This window comes from Vitreimonas flagellata, assembly GCF_004634425.1.
GTDB lineage: Bacteria > Pseudomonadota > Alphaproteobacteria > Caulobacterales > Aquidulcibacteraceae > Vitreimonas > Vitreimonas flagellata.
Window position 1 is genome coordinate 1,145,853 of record NZ_SBJL01000001.1, and the last position, 18,077, is coordinate 1,163,929.

At 62.7% G+C, this 18,077-nt stretch carries 17 protein-coding genes; 11 read left to right on the top strand and 6 right to left on the bottom strand.

The window, feature by feature from the left end; genetic code table 11:
• Positions 1-54 precede the first annotated feature (54 nt).
• From EPJ54_RS05890 to EPJ54_RS19750, 8 genes are read left to right on the top strand one after another with little or no spacing between them, the layout of a single operon-like run.
• Positions 55-1,893, top strand: a complete 1,839-nt coding sequence (locus tag EPJ54_RS05890) for a methylmalonyl-CoA mutase family protein (RefSeq protein ID WP_135210717.1) — start codon at positions 55-57, stop codon at positions 1,891-1,893.
• Positions 1,890-4,040 carry a methylmalonyl-CoA mutase gene (scpA, locus tag EPJ54_RS05895; RefSeq protein ID WP_135210718.1) on the top strand — a complete coding sequence of 717 codons (2,151 nt, stop codon included), beginning with the start codon at positions 1,890-1,892 and terminating at the stop codon, positions 4,038-4,040. The genes EPJ54_RS05890 and scpA overlap by 4 nt, the downstream gene beginning before the upstream one ends.
• Positions 4,037-4,351, top strand: coding sequence for a hypothetical protein (locus tag EPJ54_RS05900; protein ID WP_135210719.1), 315 nt, complete (start codon positions 4,037-4,039; stop codon positions 4,349-4,351). Before scpA ends, EPJ54_RS05900 begins: the two co-directional genes overlap by 4 nt.
• Complete coding sequence (locus EPJ54_RS05905) at positions 4,344-5,054, top strand: lysoplasmalogenase (protein WP_135210720.1); 711 nt, start codon at positions 4,344-4,346, stop codon at positions 5,052-5,054. The genes EPJ54_RS05900 and EPJ54_RS05905 overlap by 8 nt, the downstream gene beginning before the upstream one ends.
• A gap of 9 nt (positions 5,055-5,063) precedes the next feature.
• Positions 5,064-5,555, top strand: coding sequence for a hypothetical protein (locus tag EPJ54_RS05910; RefSeq protein WP_135210721.1), 492 nt, complete (start codon positions 5,064-5,066; stop codon positions 5,553-5,555).
• Complete coding sequence (locus tag EPJ54_RS05915; RefSeq protein WP_135211199.1) at positions 5,528-5,809, top strand: 2OG-Fe(II) oxygenase family protein; 282 nt, start codon at positions 5,528-5,530, stop codon at positions 5,807-5,809. The genes EPJ54_RS05910 and EPJ54_RS05915 overlap by 28 nt, the downstream gene beginning before the upstream one ends.
• Before the next feature lies 1 nt (position 5,810).
• Positions 5,811-7,643: a DNA helicase RecQ gene (gene recQ, locus EPJ54_RS05920; protein ID WP_239590776.1), complete on the top strand. Its 1,833-nt coding sequence runs from the start codon at positions 5,811-5,813 to the stop codon at positions 7,641-7,643.
• A gap of 58 nt (positions 7,644-7,701) precedes the next feature.
• On the top strand, positions 7,702-7,869 hold the full coding sequence (locus tag EPJ54_RS19750; RefSeq protein WP_167755592.1) for a hypothetical protein: 168 nt from the start codon (positions 7,702-7,704) through the stop codon (positions 7,867-7,869).
• Between the two features lie 5 nt (positions 7,870-7,874).
• Here EPJ54_RS19750 and EPJ54_RS05925 read toward each other — a convergent pair whose 3' ends face one another.
• The 3 genes from EPJ54_RS05925 to EPJ54_RS19755 are packed head-to-tail and all read right to left on the bottom strand — an operon-like array spanning position 7,875 to position 10,505.
• Positions 7,875-9,203 (bottom strand): hypothetical protein, encoded by a 1,329-nt coding sequence (locus tag EPJ54_RS05925; RefSeq protein ID WP_135210722.1) that lies wholly within the window; start codon positions 9,201-9,203, stop codon positions 7,875-7,877.
• 4 nt (positions 9,204-9,207) lie between these two features.
• Entirely contained in the window at positions 9,208-10,332 is a 1,125-nt protein-coding gene (locus EPJ54_RS05930) for an OmpA family protein (RefSeq protein WP_167755593.1), read from the bottom strand.
• Positions 10,329-10,505, bottom strand: a complete 177-nt coding sequence (locus EPJ54_RS19755; protein ID WP_167755594.1) for a hypothetical protein — start codon at positions 10,503-10,505, stop codon at positions 10,329-10,331. The genes EPJ54_RS05930 and EPJ54_RS19755 overlap by 4 nt, the downstream gene beginning before the upstream one ends.
• A 106-nt stretch (positions 10,506-10,611) precedes the next feature.
• Between EPJ54_RS19755 and EPJ54_RS05935 the strand changes: the two genes are divergently transcribed.
• Genes EPJ54_RS05935 through EPJ54_RS05945 form a run of 3 tightly spaced genes read left to right on the top strand, consistent with a single transcriptional unit; the run spans position 10,612 to position 12,555 of the window.
• The gene (locus EPJ54_RS05935) at positions 10,612-11,418 is read left to right on the top strand and encodes a TrmH family RNA methyltransferase (protein ID WP_135210724.1); all 807 of its coding nucleotides are present in this window, start codon (positions 10,612-10,614) and stop codon (positions 11,416-11,418) included.
• The gene (locus EPJ54_RS05940; RefSeq protein WP_135210725.1) at positions 11,399-12,307 is read left to right on the top strand and encodes a class I SAM-dependent methyltransferase; all 909 of its coding nucleotides are present in this window, start codon (positions 11,399-11,401) and stop codon (positions 12,305-12,307) included. The genes EPJ54_RS05935 and EPJ54_RS05940 overlap by 20 nt, the downstream gene beginning before the upstream one ends.
• Positions 12,307-12,555 (top strand): hypothetical protein, encoded by a 249-nt coding sequence (locus EPJ54_RS05945; RefSeq protein ID WP_135210726.1) that lies wholly within the window; start codon positions 12,307-12,309, stop codon positions 12,553-12,555. The genes EPJ54_RS05940 and EPJ54_RS05945 overlap by 1 nt, the downstream gene beginning before the upstream one ends.
• On the opposite strand, the gene EPJ54_RS05950 is transcribed toward EPJ54_RS05945, so the two are convergent.
• Genes EPJ54_RS05950 through EPJ54_RS19760 form a run of 3 tightly spaced genes read right to left on the bottom strand, consistent with a single transcriptional unit; the run spans position 12,552 to position 18,035 of the window.
• Complete coding sequence (locus tag EPJ54_RS05950; protein WP_135210727.1) at positions 12,552-15,890, bottom strand: error-prone DNA polymerase; 3,339 nt, start codon at positions 15,888-15,890, stop codon at positions 12,552-12,554. The genes EPJ54_RS05945 and EPJ54_RS05950 overlap by 4 nt on opposite strands.
• Positions 15,887-17,419 (bottom strand): Y-family DNA polymerase, encoded by a 1,533-nt coding sequence (locus EPJ54_RS05955; RefSeq protein ID WP_167755595.1) that lies wholly within the window; start codon positions 17,417-17,419, stop codon positions 15,887-15,889. Before EPJ54_RS05955 ends, EPJ54_RS05950 begins: the two co-directional genes overlap by 4 nt.
• Entirely contained in the window at positions 17,322-18,035 is a 714-nt protein-coding gene (locus EPJ54_RS19760) for an ImuA family protein (protein ID WP_167755596.1), read from the bottom strand. The genes EPJ54_RS05955 and EPJ54_RS19760 overlap by 98 nt, the downstream gene beginning before the upstream one ends.
• Between the last annotated feature and the right edge of the window lie 42 nt (positions 18,036-18,077).

An 18,077-nucleotide genomic window follows, 5' to 3' on the forward strand; every position in this document is an offset into this window, starting at 1 on the left:
TAGCTTCTTGGCAAAAGCGCGTCGATACATTCCATAACGTAAACTGGAGCGGAAATGTCTGAGCCTCTGCACCTGGGCGAGCCCGCTGATGAGGCTGCCTGGCGCGCGATGGTCGAGCAAGGGCTCAAAGGCGCCAAATGGGACCGCTTGGTCGGCAAAACCAGCGACGGAATCACGCTTGAGCCGCTCTATCGCGAGACCGATGTCGCGACATCGAACGATGCGTCCGGTTTCCCTGGCGCAGCACCCTTCGTGCGCGGCGCGCGCGATGGCGCATGGTTGATCCGCCAAGCCTACGCGCACCCAGATCCAGAGAAGACAAACGCAGCGATCCTGTCAGATCTCGCAGGTGGCGTCGCCGCGATCGAACTCGTGATCGACCCGAATGGCGAGCGTGGCGCTGCAATCGGCAATGCCGCTGCGCTCGACATCGCGTTGGCGAACGTGATCCTTGAGGCTGCGCCCATTTCGCTGGATGCAGGCGCGTTCGCCTTGCCAGCGGCGGAGCTGCTCGAAGCGAAGCTGCGCGGCGTCGCGGCGGCGGGCACGGCGTTCAATGTCGATCCAATCGGCGTGCTGATGCGCAATGGTGCGATCTCAACGGAGGATGTCGCGAACGCCGCCAAATTTGCAGCGCGAGCGCGTAAGCAATTGCCGGCGGCGACAGCGATCCGGATCGACGCCCGACCTGTGCACGAAGCTGGCGGCACGGAGGCGCAAGAAATTGCGACGGCGCTGTCGGGCGGCATCGTCTATTTGCGCGCGCTCACGGACGTCGGGCTCACCATCGGCGACGCTGCGGCGTCAGTCGCCTTTGCCATTGGCCTCGGCCCGGATGTGTTGATCGAAACTGCAAAACTCCGCGCGCTGCGCCTATGCTGGGCGCGTGTGCTCGAAGCCTCCGGCGCGGCGCCCGCACAGCGCGCGGCGCGCATCCATGCTTTCACGGGCGCGCGCATGCTAACGCGCGCCGACGCGCAAACCAACATCCTGCGCATCACGACAGCGGCCTTCGCGGCAGCCATCGGTGGTGCGGATGTGATCACCACGTCGAACTTCACCGATGCGCTTGGCGGCCCGACGCCGTTCGCGCGCCGCGTCGCGCGCAACACGCAGCACGTTCTGATGGAGGAATGCCGCCTCGGCCACGTCGCCGATCCGGCTGGCGGTTCGTGGTTCGTGGAGAAGCTCACGCGCGAATTGGCGGACAAAGCTTGGGCGCTGATGCAACAGATCGAAGCGCAGGGTGGCATTGTCGCCGCGCTGCAATCCGGCTGGCTGCAAGACGCGATCGGCGAAGCGCGCACAGCGCGCCAACGCGCAATCGCGACGCGCCGCGAGACTATCACTGGTGTTACCGACTTTCCCCTCCTCGGCGCCAAAGCGCCGGAGGTCGACACATCGGACCGGCGGCTTCCAGCCGGCAAAGCGCCCCCAAACGCACTACCCACGATCCGCTGGGCCGAGCCGTTCGAAAGGCTACGCGATAGCGCCGAAGCCAAGGCGCCGAGCGTCTTCTTCGCGAACTTGGCGACGCTGCCCGAGTTTGGCCCGCGCTCACAATTCTCGTGCAATCTGCTCGCTGTCGGTGGCATCGCGAGCATCGCGCCGGAAGAATCCTATGCGAACATCGACGCACTGATCGATGCATTCGGCGCTTCCGGCGCCAAAGTCGCGCTGCTCACGGGCACGGATGCGTATTACGCCGATCACGCGGAGAACGCGGCGCAACGCCTGAAAGCGGCGGGTGCGCTCTGGGTCACGCTTGCAGGCAAGCCGGGCGAGAACGAAGCGAAATGGCGCGCGGCGGGCGTCGATCAATTCGTGTTCGTCGGCCAGGACGTGTTGAAAGAACTTGAGACGCTGCACGCGGCGTTGGGGGTTGCACAATGAGCTTGCCCGATTTTTCCAAGCTCGCGCTAAGCGCTGACATCGCCGCGGCGCCGCGTTTCAGTGATGAACCGTGGCAAACGCCGGAGGGCATCGCCGTGAAGAGCGCCTACACCGCCGCCGACCGCGCGAGGCTCGATTTCGTGGACGGCTTCCCCGGCATGGCGCCGTTCGGACGCGGTCCGTATCCGACCATGTACGTGCAGCAGCCGTGGACGATCCGTCAGTACGCCGGCTTCTCGACGGCCGAAGAATCCAACGCCTTCTATCGCCGCAATCTGGCGGCCGGGCAGAAAGGTCTCTCCGTCGCGTTCGATTTGGCGACGCATCGCGGCTACGATTCCGATCATCCGCGCGTGCTGGGTGATGTCGGCATGGCCGGCGTGGCGATCGATTCCATCTACGACATGCGCACTTTGTTCAGCGGCATTCCGCTCGATCAGATGAGCGTGTCGATGACCATGAACGGCGCGGTGTTGCCGATCATGGCCCTCTATATTGTCGCCGGCGAAGAGCAAAACGTGCCGCACGCCAAGCTCAGCGGCACAATCCAGAACGACATCCTCAAAGAATTCATGGTGCGGAACACGTTCATCTATCCGCCCAAGCCGTCGATGCGGATCGTCGGCGACATCTTCGCCTACACCGCGAATGAGATGCCGAAATTCAATTCGATCTCGATCAGCGGCTATCACATGCAGGAAGCCGGCGCGACGGCCGACCTGGAGCTCGGCTACACGCTCGCTGACGGCGTCGAATATATTCGCGCAGGCATCGCCGGCGGCTTGGACGTCGACAAATTCGCGCCGCGTCTCTCCTTCTTCTGGGCGATCGGCATGAACCCATTCATGGAAATCGCCAAGATGCGCGCCGCGCGCCTGCTGTGGGCAAAGCTCGTGGGCCAGTTCGGCGCCGCCGATAAATCGCGTGCGCTGCGCACGCACTGCCAAACCTCCGGCTGGTCGCTGACGGCGCAGGACGTTTACAACAACGCCGTGCGCACCTGCGTCGAAGCGATGGCGGCGGCGTATGGCGGCACGCAATCGCTGCACACCAATTCGCTTGATGAAGCTTTGGCGCTGCCGACGGACTTCTCCGCGCGCATCGCCCGCAACACGCAAATCCTGCTGCAGAGCGAAGGCGGTGTTTGCCGCCCGGCCGACCCGTGGGGCGGTTCGTATTACGTGGAGCGCCTCACCGCCGATCTCGCGGCAAAGGCGTGGGCGCATATCGAGGAAGTCGAGAAACTCGGCGGCATGGCGCAAGCGATCGACCAAGGCTTGCCGAAGGCGCGCATCGAGGAAGCCGCAGCGCGCACGCAAGCGCGCATCGATACCGGCCATCAAACCATCGTCGGCGTGAACAAGTATAGGCTCGACGAGGCCGAAGATATTCCGGTGCTGAAAGTCGACAACGCCAAGGTGCGCGCAATGCAGCTTGATAAGCTGACGCGTTTGAAGGCGGAGCGGAAGCAAGTTGAAGTGGACGCGGCGCTGGAAGCGCTGACGAATGCGGCGCGCGGCAAAGGCAATCTGCTGGAACTCGCCGTAAACGCCGCACGCGCCAAGGCGACGGTGGGTGAAATGTCGTCGGCGCTGGAGCGCGCATTCAATCGTCACCAACCGCCGATCCGTTTGGTGACGGGCGTGTTCTCGCGGGAAGCAGGCAGCGATGTCGCTGTGGAGCGCGCGCGCCAGAGCGTGGCGGCGTTTCAAGAAGCCGAAGGCAGCCGGCCGCGCATTCTCGTCGCCAAGATGGGCCAGGATGGACACGATCGCGGGCAGAAGGTTGTCGCGAGCGCGTTTTCGGATATCGGCTTCGAGGTCGAGATCGGGCCATTGTTTGCAACGCCCGAGGAAGTCGCAGAGCAAGCGATCGAGAAGGGCGTACACGTGGTTGGCGTGTCCTCGCTCGCGGCCGGGCATTTGACACTGACGCCCGCGTTGCGCTCGGCGCTGCTCGAACGCGGCCGCGGCGACATCATGATCGTCGTCGGCGGCGTCATCCCGCCGGAAGACGTGCCGACTTTGAAGGAGATGGGCGCGGCGGCCGTCTATCCGCCAGGCGGCGTGATCGCGGATATCGCGCAGGATTTGCTGAGCGCGCTGAATGAGAAGCTGGGCTATGCGCAGCCGGCGCGGAAAGCATGAAACGACTCATTGCCGCTATCGCACTTACGGGCGGCGCTCTCCGCTTGCGCAAATCCGCTCGCCATCAATCCCGCGAACGCCAGCGCGACGCACGCGCGGCGCTGGCGGGCGGCGATAATGATCTAGTCGGCGTCTGCGGACTTTCATGCGCAGCGCCGGGCGCTACGCCCCTCGATGAGGAGCGCTTGGGCGCGCGAATGATCGAGAATACTATCGACTACGTCAGCCTTCCTGGCGAAGCTGAGTACAATGATCGCGCTCACGAGTCTGCGGTACGCCACAATAGGGTGATCTTGGCGGCACATGACTAGAATTCTCCTCGCCCTCTCCACTCTCCTCGCCATCGCCTACGGCGCGTTTGGGTCGAGTCTTTATGAGGGCGCACCGCCTTATGTGGTCGGCACGATCTTTAAGGCGTCGAGCATTGTCATTCTGGGCGTTATCGCACTCATCGCACGCTCGCGCTTGCTGGCGGCGGGCCTTTCGTTTGGCGCGCTGGGCGATGCGTTGCTGGCGTGGAGCCCGGAGACGTTCCTCTATGGCGCGTTCGCGTTTCTGATCGGCCACCTCTTCTACATCACGCTCTTCCTGCGCAACGGCTTGGGCGTTGGCGCCGCACTGAAGAGCCCGCCGCGTCGGCTCGGCGCGCTGGCGCTGATCGTGGCGTGTGTAGTGATGACGTACCTGCTTGTGCCGCGCGACAATCCGATGTTCGCGCCGCTCGCGGTTTACACGGGCGTGCTAACTTTGATGGCGCTTTGCTCGTTCACGCTGGCGACGACGCGGTGGCTGGTGATGGCGGGCGCTGTGATCTTCTTCATCTCGGACGGCTTCGTCGCCTGGAACATGTTCCACCACGATCCCGACCCAACGCTCGCCTATTGGCGCAACTTCGCCGGCTGGATGATCTATTGGGCTGGCCAAGCCGGGATTTGCTGGGGCGCTTTGGGTCTGCATCGCGCGCCCGCGTCGCATTCGCCGCAACACGTAGCCGAGCCGACCGACGTCAGCTAGAACAGCATCATGACGCCCGTCGCCGCCATCACCGCCGCCTATCTTGATAGATGGGACGAGGCATTCGCCGTGATGGGCGCTGCCGCGAATGATGGCGACGACTACGCCCGCGCGCAACTCGATGTACTCTCCGGGGACCTCGATACCTTATTGCAGCCGCCCAAGATGGAGCGCATTCACGACTCATCATCCGTGTTTGTCTGCCGAGGCTTCGCGCCACCGGCCATTTGCGATTGGCTTATACAGCGTGCGCAGCCGCGCCTGCGTCCCGCGCTCGTCCACAATGCCAAGCTAGGACGTCTGGAGGAGGATTCTTCACGCACCAACACCACTAGCGTTATCGAAGTCGATATGATCAATGCAGTCATGCAGGAGCGTGCGGCAAGACTAACCCGCGTTCCGAAGGTGCAGCATGAACCGCCGACAATCTCTCCTATGAAGTCGGCCAAAAGTTCGACCATCATTACGACTACATCAACCCGGATCAGCCGGGTGCGTTGACTGAACTGATCGCCAAAGGACAGAGAACGATCACGATCGTTACCTACCTGAACACCGACTTCGAGGGCGCTTGGACGGATTTTCCGCTGCTCGACATTCAGTTCAAGGGTGGAAAAGGCGACGCCATCCTTTTCTCGAACGTGCTCGCCAACGGCGCGCCCGATAAGAGCACTTTGCACGCAGGACTGGCGCCCACCGCAGGGCGCAAATGGGTTCTGTCGCAGTGGATCCGCAATCAGCGCCAGTCTCACTGACGTGGTCGACCTCACCACCGCCCGCGAAACGCTGCGTCACGTATTTGGCCATGAAGATTTTCGCGGGTTGCAAGCGGATGTGATCGCCGAAGTGCTTGAAGGCCGCGATGTGATGGCGGTGCTGCCGACGGGCGGGGGCAAAAGCTTTTGCTATCAGATACCGGCGATGCTGCGTCCTGGGGTGGGCTTGGTGGTCTCGCCGCTCATTGCGCTGATGCAAGATCAAGTGGCGAGCTTGCGTGCAGCGGGCGTCGCGGCGGGGCGGCTGGATTCAACGCTCGATCGCGATGCGCGGCGCGAATGCCTGAATGCGGCGCGCGATGGGAAGCTTGATCTACTCTACGTATCGCCCGAAGCCTTGTTCGCGCAGGGCTTCCTCGACTTTCTCGAACAATGCCCCATCGCGCTGTTCGCCATCGACGAAGCGCACTGCGTTAGCCAATGGGGCCACGATTTCCGTCCGGACTATCGCGCGCTGGGACGGCTGGCTGAGCTCTTCCCCAACGTACCGCGTATGGCGGTAACGGCGACAGCTGATTTGAAGACGCAGGCCGATATTCGCACACAGCTCAGACTGGAGCACGCCAAGAGCTTCATCGCCTCATTCGATCGTTCGAACCTCGTGCTGTCGGCGGAGCGCAAATCAGCCAAGCCGCAAGACCGCATTGTTGATCTCGTCCGCGCGCGGCGTGGCAAGTCCGGCATCATCTATGCGGCGACGCGCGATAACGTCGATAAGCTCGCAGCGTCGCTACAAAACCTCAACGTGCCAGCGCTCGCCTACCATGCCGGCCTCGACGCCAGCTTACGCGCGGAGCGACAGCACAAGTTCCAGGAAGAAGACGACGTGGTGATGGTCGCGACCATCGCCTTCGGCATGGGCGTCGATAAGCCGGACGTGCGCTACGTGATCCACGCGGATTCGCCGAAGAGCATCGAGGCGTATTGGCAGGAAGTCGGCCGCGGCGGGCGCGATGGCGAAACGGCTGAGGGGTTCTGCATTTATTCGGCGTCGGACCTACGCCGCTCCGTGATGTTCGCGAGCCAATCGGGCGCGAGCGAGCAGGTCAAAGCCGTGCAGGTGAAAAAAGCGCGCCAGCTCTTTGCATATCTCGACGGCCTCACCTGCCGTCGTGCGGGCGTGCGGCGCTATTTCGGCGAAGAAGGCGTCGAGCCGTGCGGTGTATGCGATATCTGCACCGATCCGCCGGTCTCGATCGATGCGACAGAACTTGCCGCCAAAGCGATCTCGGCAGTCATGCGGATGGATCAGCGTGTCGGGCGCGGGCGCGTCGTGAACCATTTGCTTGGCAAGGCCGGCGACGAGATCGATCAGCGCTATGCCTCCCGCACCACGTTCGGCATTGGCGCGGATCAGCACGAGAGTGTGTGGCGCAATGTGATCGAACATCTGCTGTTCGAAGGCGTGCTGAGCGAAGGCGAAGACGAGCGGCCAACCTTGAGCATCGGCGATGATGAGGCGGTACGCGAAATCTTCCGCAAGAAACGCATTGTGCGCATTCGCGAAGCCGCGAAATCGACACGGCGCAGCAAGCAAGAGCGCCGCGCCTCGCGGGACGCCAAAGGCGCCGCGAAATCTGGCTTCACAGGGACGGACGCGACGCTGTTTGAAGCGCTGCGCTCGTGGCGGCGCGATGCTGCGCAGACGCAAGGCGTGCCCCCTTACGTGATCCTACACGACGCGACATTGGCTGCGATTGTGAGCGCGAAGCCTTCGGACCTCGGTGAGCTCGGAAAAGTTCCAGGCATCGGCGAGGCAAAGCTCAAGAAATACGGCGCCGAAGTGCTCGCCGTTGTGATCGCAGGCTGCTGAGCAAAGCGTAAGTTGACCTCCCGCTTCTGCGCTCCAGATTTAAGCCAGGAGGACGCATATGTCTGACCAAAATACAGCCAAACTTCGTGAACGCGCCGCGCGCGAAGTTGCCATCGCACAAGCCGCCGGCTCGAAAGCGTATGCGAGCCCGGACTTCCGGCAGATCTTTATCGAGCGCCGTGATGGCACGCGCGAAACGGTGCGGCTCGCGCCGCGCCCGCATTAAGCGCCTCAGGCGTCCTCATGTTCCAGGATGCGGCGCGCTGCGGCTACGCCGTGGCGCGCAAGCTCAGCCGCCTGCTCGACCCATTCTTCCTGCACGATGCGGCCACGCAGTCGGAAATAGCGGTCAATCCAGGCGACGTGCTCCGGCGCCCAGGCCGCGATTTGATCGAAGTGGAAGATTCCAATTGCGTTGAGCGTGCTTTGCTGAAGCGCGCTGACGTTTTCGATCAATGTGAAATCATCCGGCGCGCCGTTGCGGGCAGCGGTGAGTACGGGCGGCTTGCGCGGCGTGGTGGTTGGGACGGGAGTCGGCGGCGGTTCTTCTTCCACATCGGCCGCGATCGGCGCTGCAATGGTTTGCACCACGACTTGCGGCGGCCGTTGTTCGAGGTGGCGTAGGCGCGCCTCAAGATAGCGCGCCCGCCATTTCCAGCGATCTGGATCGGGCCCCGCTTCAAGTACGGGTTGGGGCTCCGGTTCAGGTTTCGGCGCAGGCATGGCTGCGAGTTCGGCGGCGCGCGCTGCATCAGCTTGGAGATATCCGACGCGGCGCTCGAGATAGAGCAAGCGCCAGCGCAGCAGAATATCTACGTCCGCATTGGCCGCGAACGGCGCGGCCTCCTCGGCTGGCGGCTCCTGCGTCTCCTCGGGGAGCACCGGCTCGGACATTTCACGCACGTGTTGCTCAAGATATGCCGCGCGCGCCTCGGCATCGCGCGCGCGCCATTCAGCGAGCGCTGGCGCGGGCTCTTCTGCAACGACGACATCCGCCACTGACTGGATCGCAGGCGCGGTCGGCGCCTCAGTGGCGCGGCGTTCAAGATATTTCACCCGCTGTTCGAAATAGCGCAGACGCCAGGATTGCAGCGCCAGCGTTTCTTCATCGATCATAGGCTCGACCGACTCGGCGATCACTTCGACTTCTCGCGAACGCTCCTCTTCATGGCTCGCCACCAGAGCGCGCAGGCGCTCCATTTCGGAATTGTCCTCTCGCTGATCGGTGAGGACGCGCTGCATCTGTGCGAACTGGGCGGCGTGTTCGTCCGCGCGACTACGTGCGTCGCCGAGAAGCCCTTCGAGTTCAACGATGCGGCTATTGCGCACTTCGAGCTGGCGGCGGAGCGCATCCAGTTCCACGCTCAAGCCCATGTCGTCGTTGGCGCTCGGTTCACCGGCGGCCAAGCGCGCAAGGTCCCGCACGAGAGCTTCGCGGTCACGGCGGAGCTTTGCATCCACGGATGCAGCGCGCTGGCTGGCATAGGCCCATCCGGCCAGGGCGGAGAATGCGGCCGTTAGGAAAAGCCAGAGTGACAATTGTCCGATCAAATAGATCATCGCGTCACCCGCTCACGTAAAATTCGATGCGACGGTTGGAAGCTTGGCCCGCTGGCGTCGCGTTGCTCGCACGCGGACGGTCGGGTCCGTAACCCCGCGCGGTCAAGCGCGAGCGCGCCACACCTTGGCCGGCGAGATAGTTCGCGACGGCGTCCGACCGCATCTGCGACAAGCTCATATTGAGATCGCGTGCGCCAGTGTTGTCGGTGTGACCGGCGACTTCGATCGAGAACCGATCGCAACGCAGCGCCACCGACGCCAGTGAGTCCAGCACTCGCCGACTTGAGGGATCAATCGCCGATGAACCCGGCGCGAAATTGATCACATTGCGCTCCATCAACCGATCGAACGCGCGCTCACAGGTTTCAGCGTCGCCGTTTGAAAGATTGAGCCCTTGGAGTTCAGGATGGTCGACGTCTAGGCCATCGATCGTCACCGCCAAGCGCGAGCGGAATGGCGCGGGCGGTTCGTCGAACGCGGCGCGCAATGCGTCCACCGCCGCCTGCCCGCCATCGCCGATGACGACAAGCTGATTGTCCACAATGCGCGCCTCGCCCGTGTTCATATCAGCTAATAAGCGAATGGCGTCACGCGCGACGGACGTAAACGCCGGCGACGGCGCGCCGCCCGCAACATGCATGTCGTCGACCGCTTCAGCCGTCGGGAATTCCTGCGCGGCGGCCGCCAGCAGATCGGCGCGTGCGTTTTCGCTGGGCGCGGCGCCGGAGAGCACGACACGCGAGCCATCGCGGCGCACGCTCCACGCATACGGCCGCTCGAAAGCGCCGAGCGTAACCTCCGAAGTGTCCACACTGGTGACGCCGCCGCTCCATGCGCCGCCGTGACCTGCGGAGGTCAGCGCCGCGCGTGCAGCGGTTGCGATGTCGGCTTCGTCCTCAACGATACCGCTGAGCACGGCTTGCTGACCTTCCATGCGCACAGCGAGCCCAGGATAACCTGCCGCGAGCAGCGCCGTCTCCACTCGCTCTTCGAGCACGCCAGGCATCCGCCACACGGCGCCCGCGTGCGGCGAGAGCATGCCAAGCAAAGCGGCCAGGCCAGCGCCCGCGAGGCCAACCCACAGCAGCGGGCGATCCTTGTTCGGCTTGTCCGGATCGAAACTGGTCATCGGGCGCGTCGCACCTGGGCTTCGCTCAGCGCGCTGCGCAACTGATCGATCTCGCGTTGTTCGGTGCGACGCCGTTGGCTGGCCAGAAATGCATACAGGCGCCAGCCCAGCGCGAAGCCAATCAGGCCCGCCGCCGCGAACAAGATCACCTGGGACAAGAGCAGACCGATCATAATTCTCGCGCCACGCGCACAAGAGCGCACTTAACGCCCTTCTAATGCCTGGCGATCTAGGCGAAAACCTGAAACACCCCGGCGGGCGAACGCCCGAAAGAGACCTATGGCGCACCAGATTACCAGCGCGTCCAATCCCCTGATCAAGACGCTTAAAACGCTGCATATGAAGAAGGGTCGCGCCGAGACCGGCCTCTTCCTTGCCGAAGGCGCAAGGTTGGCGGTCGAGGCGTCCGAACTGGGCGTCTGGCCGGACATCATGGTTTATGCGCCGGCCGCTATGGAGCGGCCGCAGGTGCGTGCGCTGATTGCGGAGGCCGAGAACCGCCGCGTGCGCGTGATCGAGACCAATGAGAGTATTCTCGGCCAGATCAGCAAGCGCGACAATCCGCAGACGGTGATCGGCGCCTACAAGCAGAATTTGGCAACGCTAGACTCGCTTGAAGGCGAGACGATCGTGGCGCTCGAAGGTATTCGCGATCCGGGCAATCTGGGTACGATTTTGCGCACGGCGGATTCGACGGGCGCGGGCGGCGTCGTGCTGATCGGCGAGACGTGCGATCCGTTTTCGGTAGAGGCCGTGCGCGCGAGCATGGGCTCGCTGTTTGCAATGCCGTTGGCGCGAGCTTCATTCGAAGACTTGATGCGCTACAAGATCGCGCGGGGCGCCGAAATGTCTGGCTTGTCCTTGAAGGGCGCGATGGCCGACGCGAATGCGCCAGCGCCGAAGCGTTCGATAATCCTGATGGGCAACGAGCAATCGGGCCTGCCGCCGCATATGGAAGCGGCCTGCGATGTGTTGGTGAAGCTGCCCATGCGCGGGCGGGCGGATAGTTTGAATCTAGCGATCGCGACTGGCGTGATGCTGTATGATGTGTGGCGGAGACGCGGATATGACGGCGCGCGCGCCTGAGATTTTGATCGCTGACGATTGGCAAGACTACCGCGTGCTGGATTCCGGCAATGGCGGTAAGCTTGAACAGGTCGGCCCCTATCGCTTCGTGCGACCGGAACCGCAAGCGCTGTGGGCGCCGGCGCTGAGCGCTGCGGAATGGGATTCAGCGGACGCGATTTTCTCGCCCTCCTCGGCGGACGACGATGAAGCTGGTCGCTGGCGCTTCAATCGCGAGCTGCCGCAGAATTGGACGTTGCGCTGGGACGATCTCTCCTTTGTGTCGCGCCCAACGCCGTTTCGGCACTTGGCTTTCTTTCCAGAGCACTCGGTGCATTGGCGCTACGCGCGCGAGTGCTTGAAGGCGTATCGCGGGCCGCAGCCGGAGGTGCTGAACCTATTCGGATATACAGGGCTTGCTTCGCTCGCGTGCGCGATAGCGGGCGCTAAGGTCACGCACGTGGATGCGTCGAAGAAGGCGATTGGCTTTGCGCGTGAGAACCAGACAGCCGCGGGCTTGGCCGATGCGCCGATCCGTTGGATCTGCGACGATGCGTTGGGCTTCGTGAAGCGCGAGATCAGGCGCGGGCGTCGTTATGACGGCGTGATCCTCGATCCGCCGAAATTCGGTCGTGGGCCGGATGGCGAGACCTGGCGGCTGGAAGAAAACCTGCCGGAATTGCTCGACGCCTGCCAGACGTTGCTGCGCACCGATTCCAACGATCGCGCGAGCGCCAAGGGCTTCATGATCGCGACGGTATACGCGGTGCGGCTTTCCTATTTGGCATTGGCGCAGACGGCGCAGCAGATGTTCGTCGGCGGCGAATGGCAGACCGGCGAAATGGCGCTGCCGCATGCGAACCGCGATTTGCTATTGCCGACAGCGATCTTTGCGCGCTGGAGAGGCTAGTGCCCGTCTCCGCGGAAGACATTCGCCTCGCCTTTCGCGCTGGATTGAAGAGCCTTTCGTGCCCGCATTGCGAGATCGGCTACTCCGATTATGCGGTCGATTGGAGCGAAGCTTGGCTGCATGGGCGGCGAGACGCCATGCACGATTTAGGCAAAGAAGAACGCGACGGCCCGGTGAAACTTAAGTGCGAACTCTGCGATGGTTTTGCGTTTACAGATGCATTTCTCTCGCCGCCCAAGAAGGCTTAGTGAAAATTCCGCCCCTTCGGCATGACGTTCGCGGCGGGAGCCACATCTAAGCTGATGCGCACGTTGCGTGGGTGGCGTTGACGTGGATCGTCGCCCGTGCCGCGACGCGGTTCGTCCGTGGGTCCGCGTGGATCGATATTGGCGCCTGCGCTGGAGAGCGCGGCCAGCATGGGCGTGTAGTCGTAGATGCGCTCGGCGACCACATGGATCACGCCGCTTTCGCTCTGCACCGGCCCATCCACCGCGACGAGCCGGCCCGCCAGCACTTGGCGGCGGAATTCCTCGAACACTTTGGGCCAGACGACGATATTGGCGATGCCGGTTTCGTCCTCAAGCGTCATGAAGATCACGCCAGACGCCGTGCCTGGGCGCTGGCGCACAAGCACGAGCCCGGCCACACGTGTGCGCTGACCATTCGGCATCTGCCGTAATGTCTCTGCTTTGATCACGCGGCGGTCGGTCAGATCATCTCGGATCAAAGCAACTGGATGCGTTTTCAGCGAAAGCCCGAGCGTGCGATAATCTTCCACCACGTGCTCTCCGAGCGGCATCGACGGAAGATCAAAATCCGGCTCCCGCGTTGGATCATGCGCCTGCGCAAACAGTGGCAAATCCTCCTGTCCGCCCACACGATTAAGCCCGCGCGCCGCCCACAGAGCTTCGCGGCGATCCAGACCAAGCGAGCGGAATGCGTCAATGTCGGCGAGGTGTTCGATGGTCGAGATCGACAAGCCGCTACGCAGCCAGACATCGCGCACTGAATCGTAGCCGGCTCTCCTGTTGGAGACGAGCGCTTCGATCTCGCTCTGATCTAGCCCCTTGGCTTGACGAAACCCCATGCGCATTGCGTGCGTGGTGCGAATGTCGCCAACCATCTCCGTATGATTGCGATGCACACGCTTGGCCGCCTCAGGGCCAGGCTCAAGCGTGTTGTCCCAATCGGAATGATTGATGTCGATCGGGCGGATTTCCACGCCATGATCGGCGGCGTCGCGGATGATCTGCGCCGGCGCGTAAAAGCCCATCGGCTGCGCATTGAGAAGTGCCGCCGCGAACACGTCGGGATAATAGCATTTCAGCCAAGACGAGGCGTACACGAGGATGGCGAAGCTCGCCGCATGGCTTTCGGGAAAGCCGTATTCGCCGAAACCTTCGATTTGCGAGAACGACGCTTCGGCGAAGGCGCGCTCATAGCCATTGTCGATCATGCCGCTGATAAACTTGTCCTTGAGCGCCCCAATCGTGCCGACACGCCGAAACGTCGCCATGGCGCGGCGGAGCTTGTCGGCTTCGGGCGGACTGAACCCGGCGGCGACGATGGCGATCTGCATGGCTTGTTCTTGGAATAGCGGGACACCGAGCGTCCGCTTCAAAACCTCGCGTAGCGCCTCTGATGGATACGTCACCTTCTCGATACCCTGGCGCCGCTTCAGATAAGGATGCACCATACCGCCTTGGATCGGCCCCGGTCGCACGATCGCGACTTCGATCACGAGATCGTAGAAATCTTTCGGCTGAAGCCGCGGCAGCATCGACATTTGCGCGCGGCTCTCCACCTGGAATACGCCGATCGAATCCGCGCGGTGCAGCATTTTATAAACGCGCTCGTCGTCTGTTCGCGACGTCAGCGTGACGTGCTCTTCACCTGGATAATACTTGGCGCAGAGATCGAACGCCTTCTGCAAGCAGGTGAGCATACCGAGGCCGAGCACGTCGACCTTTAGGATACCCAAATCCTCCAGATCGTCCTTATTCCATTCCACGACCGTGCGATCATCCATCGCCGCATTTTGGATTGGCACGACGTCGTGCAGTTGTTCGCGCGTGATGACGAATCCGCCGACATGCTGCGAAAGATGGCGTGGAAAGCCTTGTAACTCGTTCGAGAGCGCCATGCATTGCATGAGCCGTTTATCGTTTACGTCGAAGCCGTTCTCGCGCAAATCCTTCTCATCTACGCCGCGCGACCACCAATGCAGCATCTTTGAGAGCGAGGTGATGGCGTCCTCGGAATAGCCGAACACCTTGGCGACCTCACGCACGGCGCTACGGCCGCGATAGCAGATCAAGGTGGCGGCAAGCCCAGCGCGTTCGCGGGTGTATTTCTTGTAGATATATTGGATCACCTCTTCGCGGCGTTCGTGTTCGAAATCGACGTCGATGTCTGGCGGTTCGTTACGCTCTTCGGAGACGAAGCGATCGAACAGGAGCTGGTTCTTGGCGGGATCGACTGAGGTGACACCGAGGCAATAGCAGATCGCGGAATTGGCGGCGGAGCCTCGGCCTTGGCAGAGGATCGGCTTCACCGGCCTCCCGTCCTTGTCGAAGCCAGAGCGCGCGAATTCAACGATATCCGCCACCGTTAGAAAATATGGTGCGTATTGCTTACGGCCAACAATGCCGAGTTCGCGTACGAGCGCATCGCGTACTTTCTGGGGAACGCCTTCCGGATAGCGCTTCTCCGCACCCGCCCAGGTGCGCGCCTCAAGCGCTTGCTGTGGGTTAGCATAGCCCGCTGACGTCTCCTCTGGATACTCATAGCGCAGCTGATCCATGGAGAAACTCACGCCTTCCAGAAAGCGCGCGCTTTCTGCGACAGCTTCCGGGGCGTCTCTGTAAAGCCGCAACATCTCCTGCTCGGGCTTTAGATAACGCTCAGCGTTCTTCGACAAAAACGCACCAGCGTCAGTGAGGCGCTTCTTTTCGCGAATACAGGTCACGACATCGAGCAGCGGCCGCCGATCGGGGTGATGCATGAGCGGCTCGGTGGTGGCGATGAGGCGCGCACCGGTTTGCATGGCGAGTGCTTTAAGCCGACGAATACGGCGGCGATCTTCGCCGTTGAATTGGAAGGACGCGGCAAGCCATGCCGCGCCAGTCGCTTGTTTAATCTGGGTGAGATATGCAGCCATCGCCTCAGGCGTTTCGCCAAGATCAAATGCCGGGATCAGGATTGTCTGCAGCCCCTCCGCGTGCGTCAGATAATCCGCGAAATCGAGCCAGCATTCGCCTTTCGGCGCGCGGCGATTGCCGATCGTGAGCAAGCGCGTGAGGTTTGCATAGGCGGCGCGATCTTTGGGATAGACGATCAGATCAGGTGTACCACCACGAAACACCAAACGCGTGCCGACGATTAGGCGGATATCGCCCTTTCCCTCTTCCTTCAGCGATTTTACCTTCACGTGCGCGCGCACGACGCCCGCGAGCGTGTTGCGATCGGCGACGCCAATGCCGACAAGCCCCAGCGCGCACGCCTGCTCCACCATTTCCTCCGGGTGCGAGCCTGAGCGAAGGAAGGAAAAGTTCGTGGTGACGCAGAGTTCGGCGAAGCTCATGCGAAAAGCCCATGCACATACCAGCGCGGCGTATCGGCTTCGCCATAGAGGCCTTCACGGTAGAGCCAATAGCGCCGCCCTTCGCGATCTTCGATGCGATAATAATCGCGCGTGGCGTCGCCTTCCGTCCAATCGCCACCAATCCGCTCCGGCCCTTCTGCGCGCGCGACTTCGCGCAGCACACGCCGCCAACGAAAACGGATCGGCGGACCATCAGGCACAGTGGCAAGCGCTTCGATCGGTTGCGCGGGCGAGAACAAACGGATGGGTCGGCGCTGCACGCCGTCTGCTGGCGGCTTCAGCGCTTGCGCATCCTTCGTTTCACTCAACGCAGAGCGCCAACCGCTTGCTCGCTCTGGCGCGTGCAATTCATGCACTTGCGGTCGCAGCACGCGCTTGGCGCCAAGGCGAACGCTCAAAATGTCGGCGATGCCGCTGATTTGCTCCGGCGTCGCACATCCTTCTTCGCTAACAACGAGTTCGCGCGCGGCTTCAGCGATGGGCGCCAGATGGACGACATCGAGCCGCGCGGCTTCGATGCCGAACTCCGCGTCGATATTCTCGGCGACGACATTGAGCTTCTCACGGAAAAGCCGGATCAGCGCCTTCACCTCGCGCTCGGGTCGCGACACGCCAACCGAAATCACCCGATCGCGACCATCGACACCGAACAGCACCAATGCCAAACGTCGCGCGCCGGCGCCGCGAATGTCGAGTTTTTCGACTACGTCCGCGCACAGATCCTGCATGACATGCAAGATCGCATCCGTGGTGAAAATCGGCTCAAGAAAGCGGCGCAGTGCAAAAACAGGCGGCGGCGGGCGGCGCGGCGTCAGCGCTTCACGCGCGCGACCATATGCTTGATCGAGCCGCAACATGGCGCGCTCGCCGGCGCGTGCAGTGAAGGCGCTGCGCGGCGCGTCCTTCAATTGGCCGATCGTTTTCATGCCGAGACGGCGCAACAGCGCGGCCGCTTGCGGATCGAGACGCAGAGCTTCCACAGGCAAAGCGGCGAGCGCTTCTAGATCGGCATTTGGCTTGCGAACGTAGCGCGCAAAGGCCCACGCCGCGCCAGGACTTGGCGCAACAGCCGCGCGGGCGCCAAAGCCTTGCGCATACAAACGTGCGACGATCATATCGCGCAGCGCGTCTTCACCCCCAAACAGATGCGCACAGCCGGTAATATCGAGAAACAGCCCTTCCGGCGGATCGATCACGACAATCGGCGTAAAGCGTTCGCACCAAGCCGCGATGGCATCCAAGGCGCGCGCGTCTTCTTCTGGCTCGGCCTCAACGGCTTCCAGTTTCGGTTGGATCGCACGCGCATCAGCGAGCGACATCGCCAAGTGCAAGCCCAACTCGCTCGCACGCTTATCGACGCCCGTCAGCTGATAGGCGTTGGCTTGCTTGGCATAGATCGCAAGCGGACGATCATCGCCCGGCGCGCGCCCGGACCGCTTCAAACGATCCGTCGCGAGTCGCGGCAGATAAATCGCCAGCCAGCGCGCGTTCTGCGAGAGCGCGGGCATGAGCATTCCAATCAAGAAGGAAAGTTTGGCCGGAAGGGCCTGCGCGGCTGCGTGCGAGTTCAGCGCGGAAGGCAGGAGCCCCGAGTTCGTGGTCAATTCCATCGCTTTCCGCCGATGCGATGCGCCAGCGCGTCCACGCAGCACTTGGCCCGGCTTCGGGCTGCAGCAACAAACAGCGCGAACGATTGCGTTCGGCGAACAGCAAGAGACGGCGGCTGGCTTTAAGGTCGAGCGCTTTGCCGCGTGCGCCGAGCGCGCAGAGGACGACAGCGCCGGGCGCTGCGAGCCCCTGTTCGGCCGCCCACAATGTCTCTTCGCGTTTTTTAGCGCGGATCACGATCAGCCGACTAAGGTCGATCCCGTATTGGGCAAGCCCCACCGGGTAAGGCGCGCCTTCTTCAGAGAAGGCAGCCTCTTCACCCGCCCAGAAGATCGCTGGCGGGTTCCAGGAAGCGGTGAGCGCGAGGGCAAACCCCATCGCGGCAGCCTCAGCGCCAGGCCCGGCAGGGCCAATCTCGTGCAAAGCCGCCTTGGCCATGCGCCCGGCCTGGGCGGCAAAGCCGGTTTCGAGCGTGGAACCCGAAACGAGATGCGGGAGGGCTGGACGCGGACTCATGTTCTCTATATGTTCTAATCCTTCGAGTCGCTTTCGGCAAGG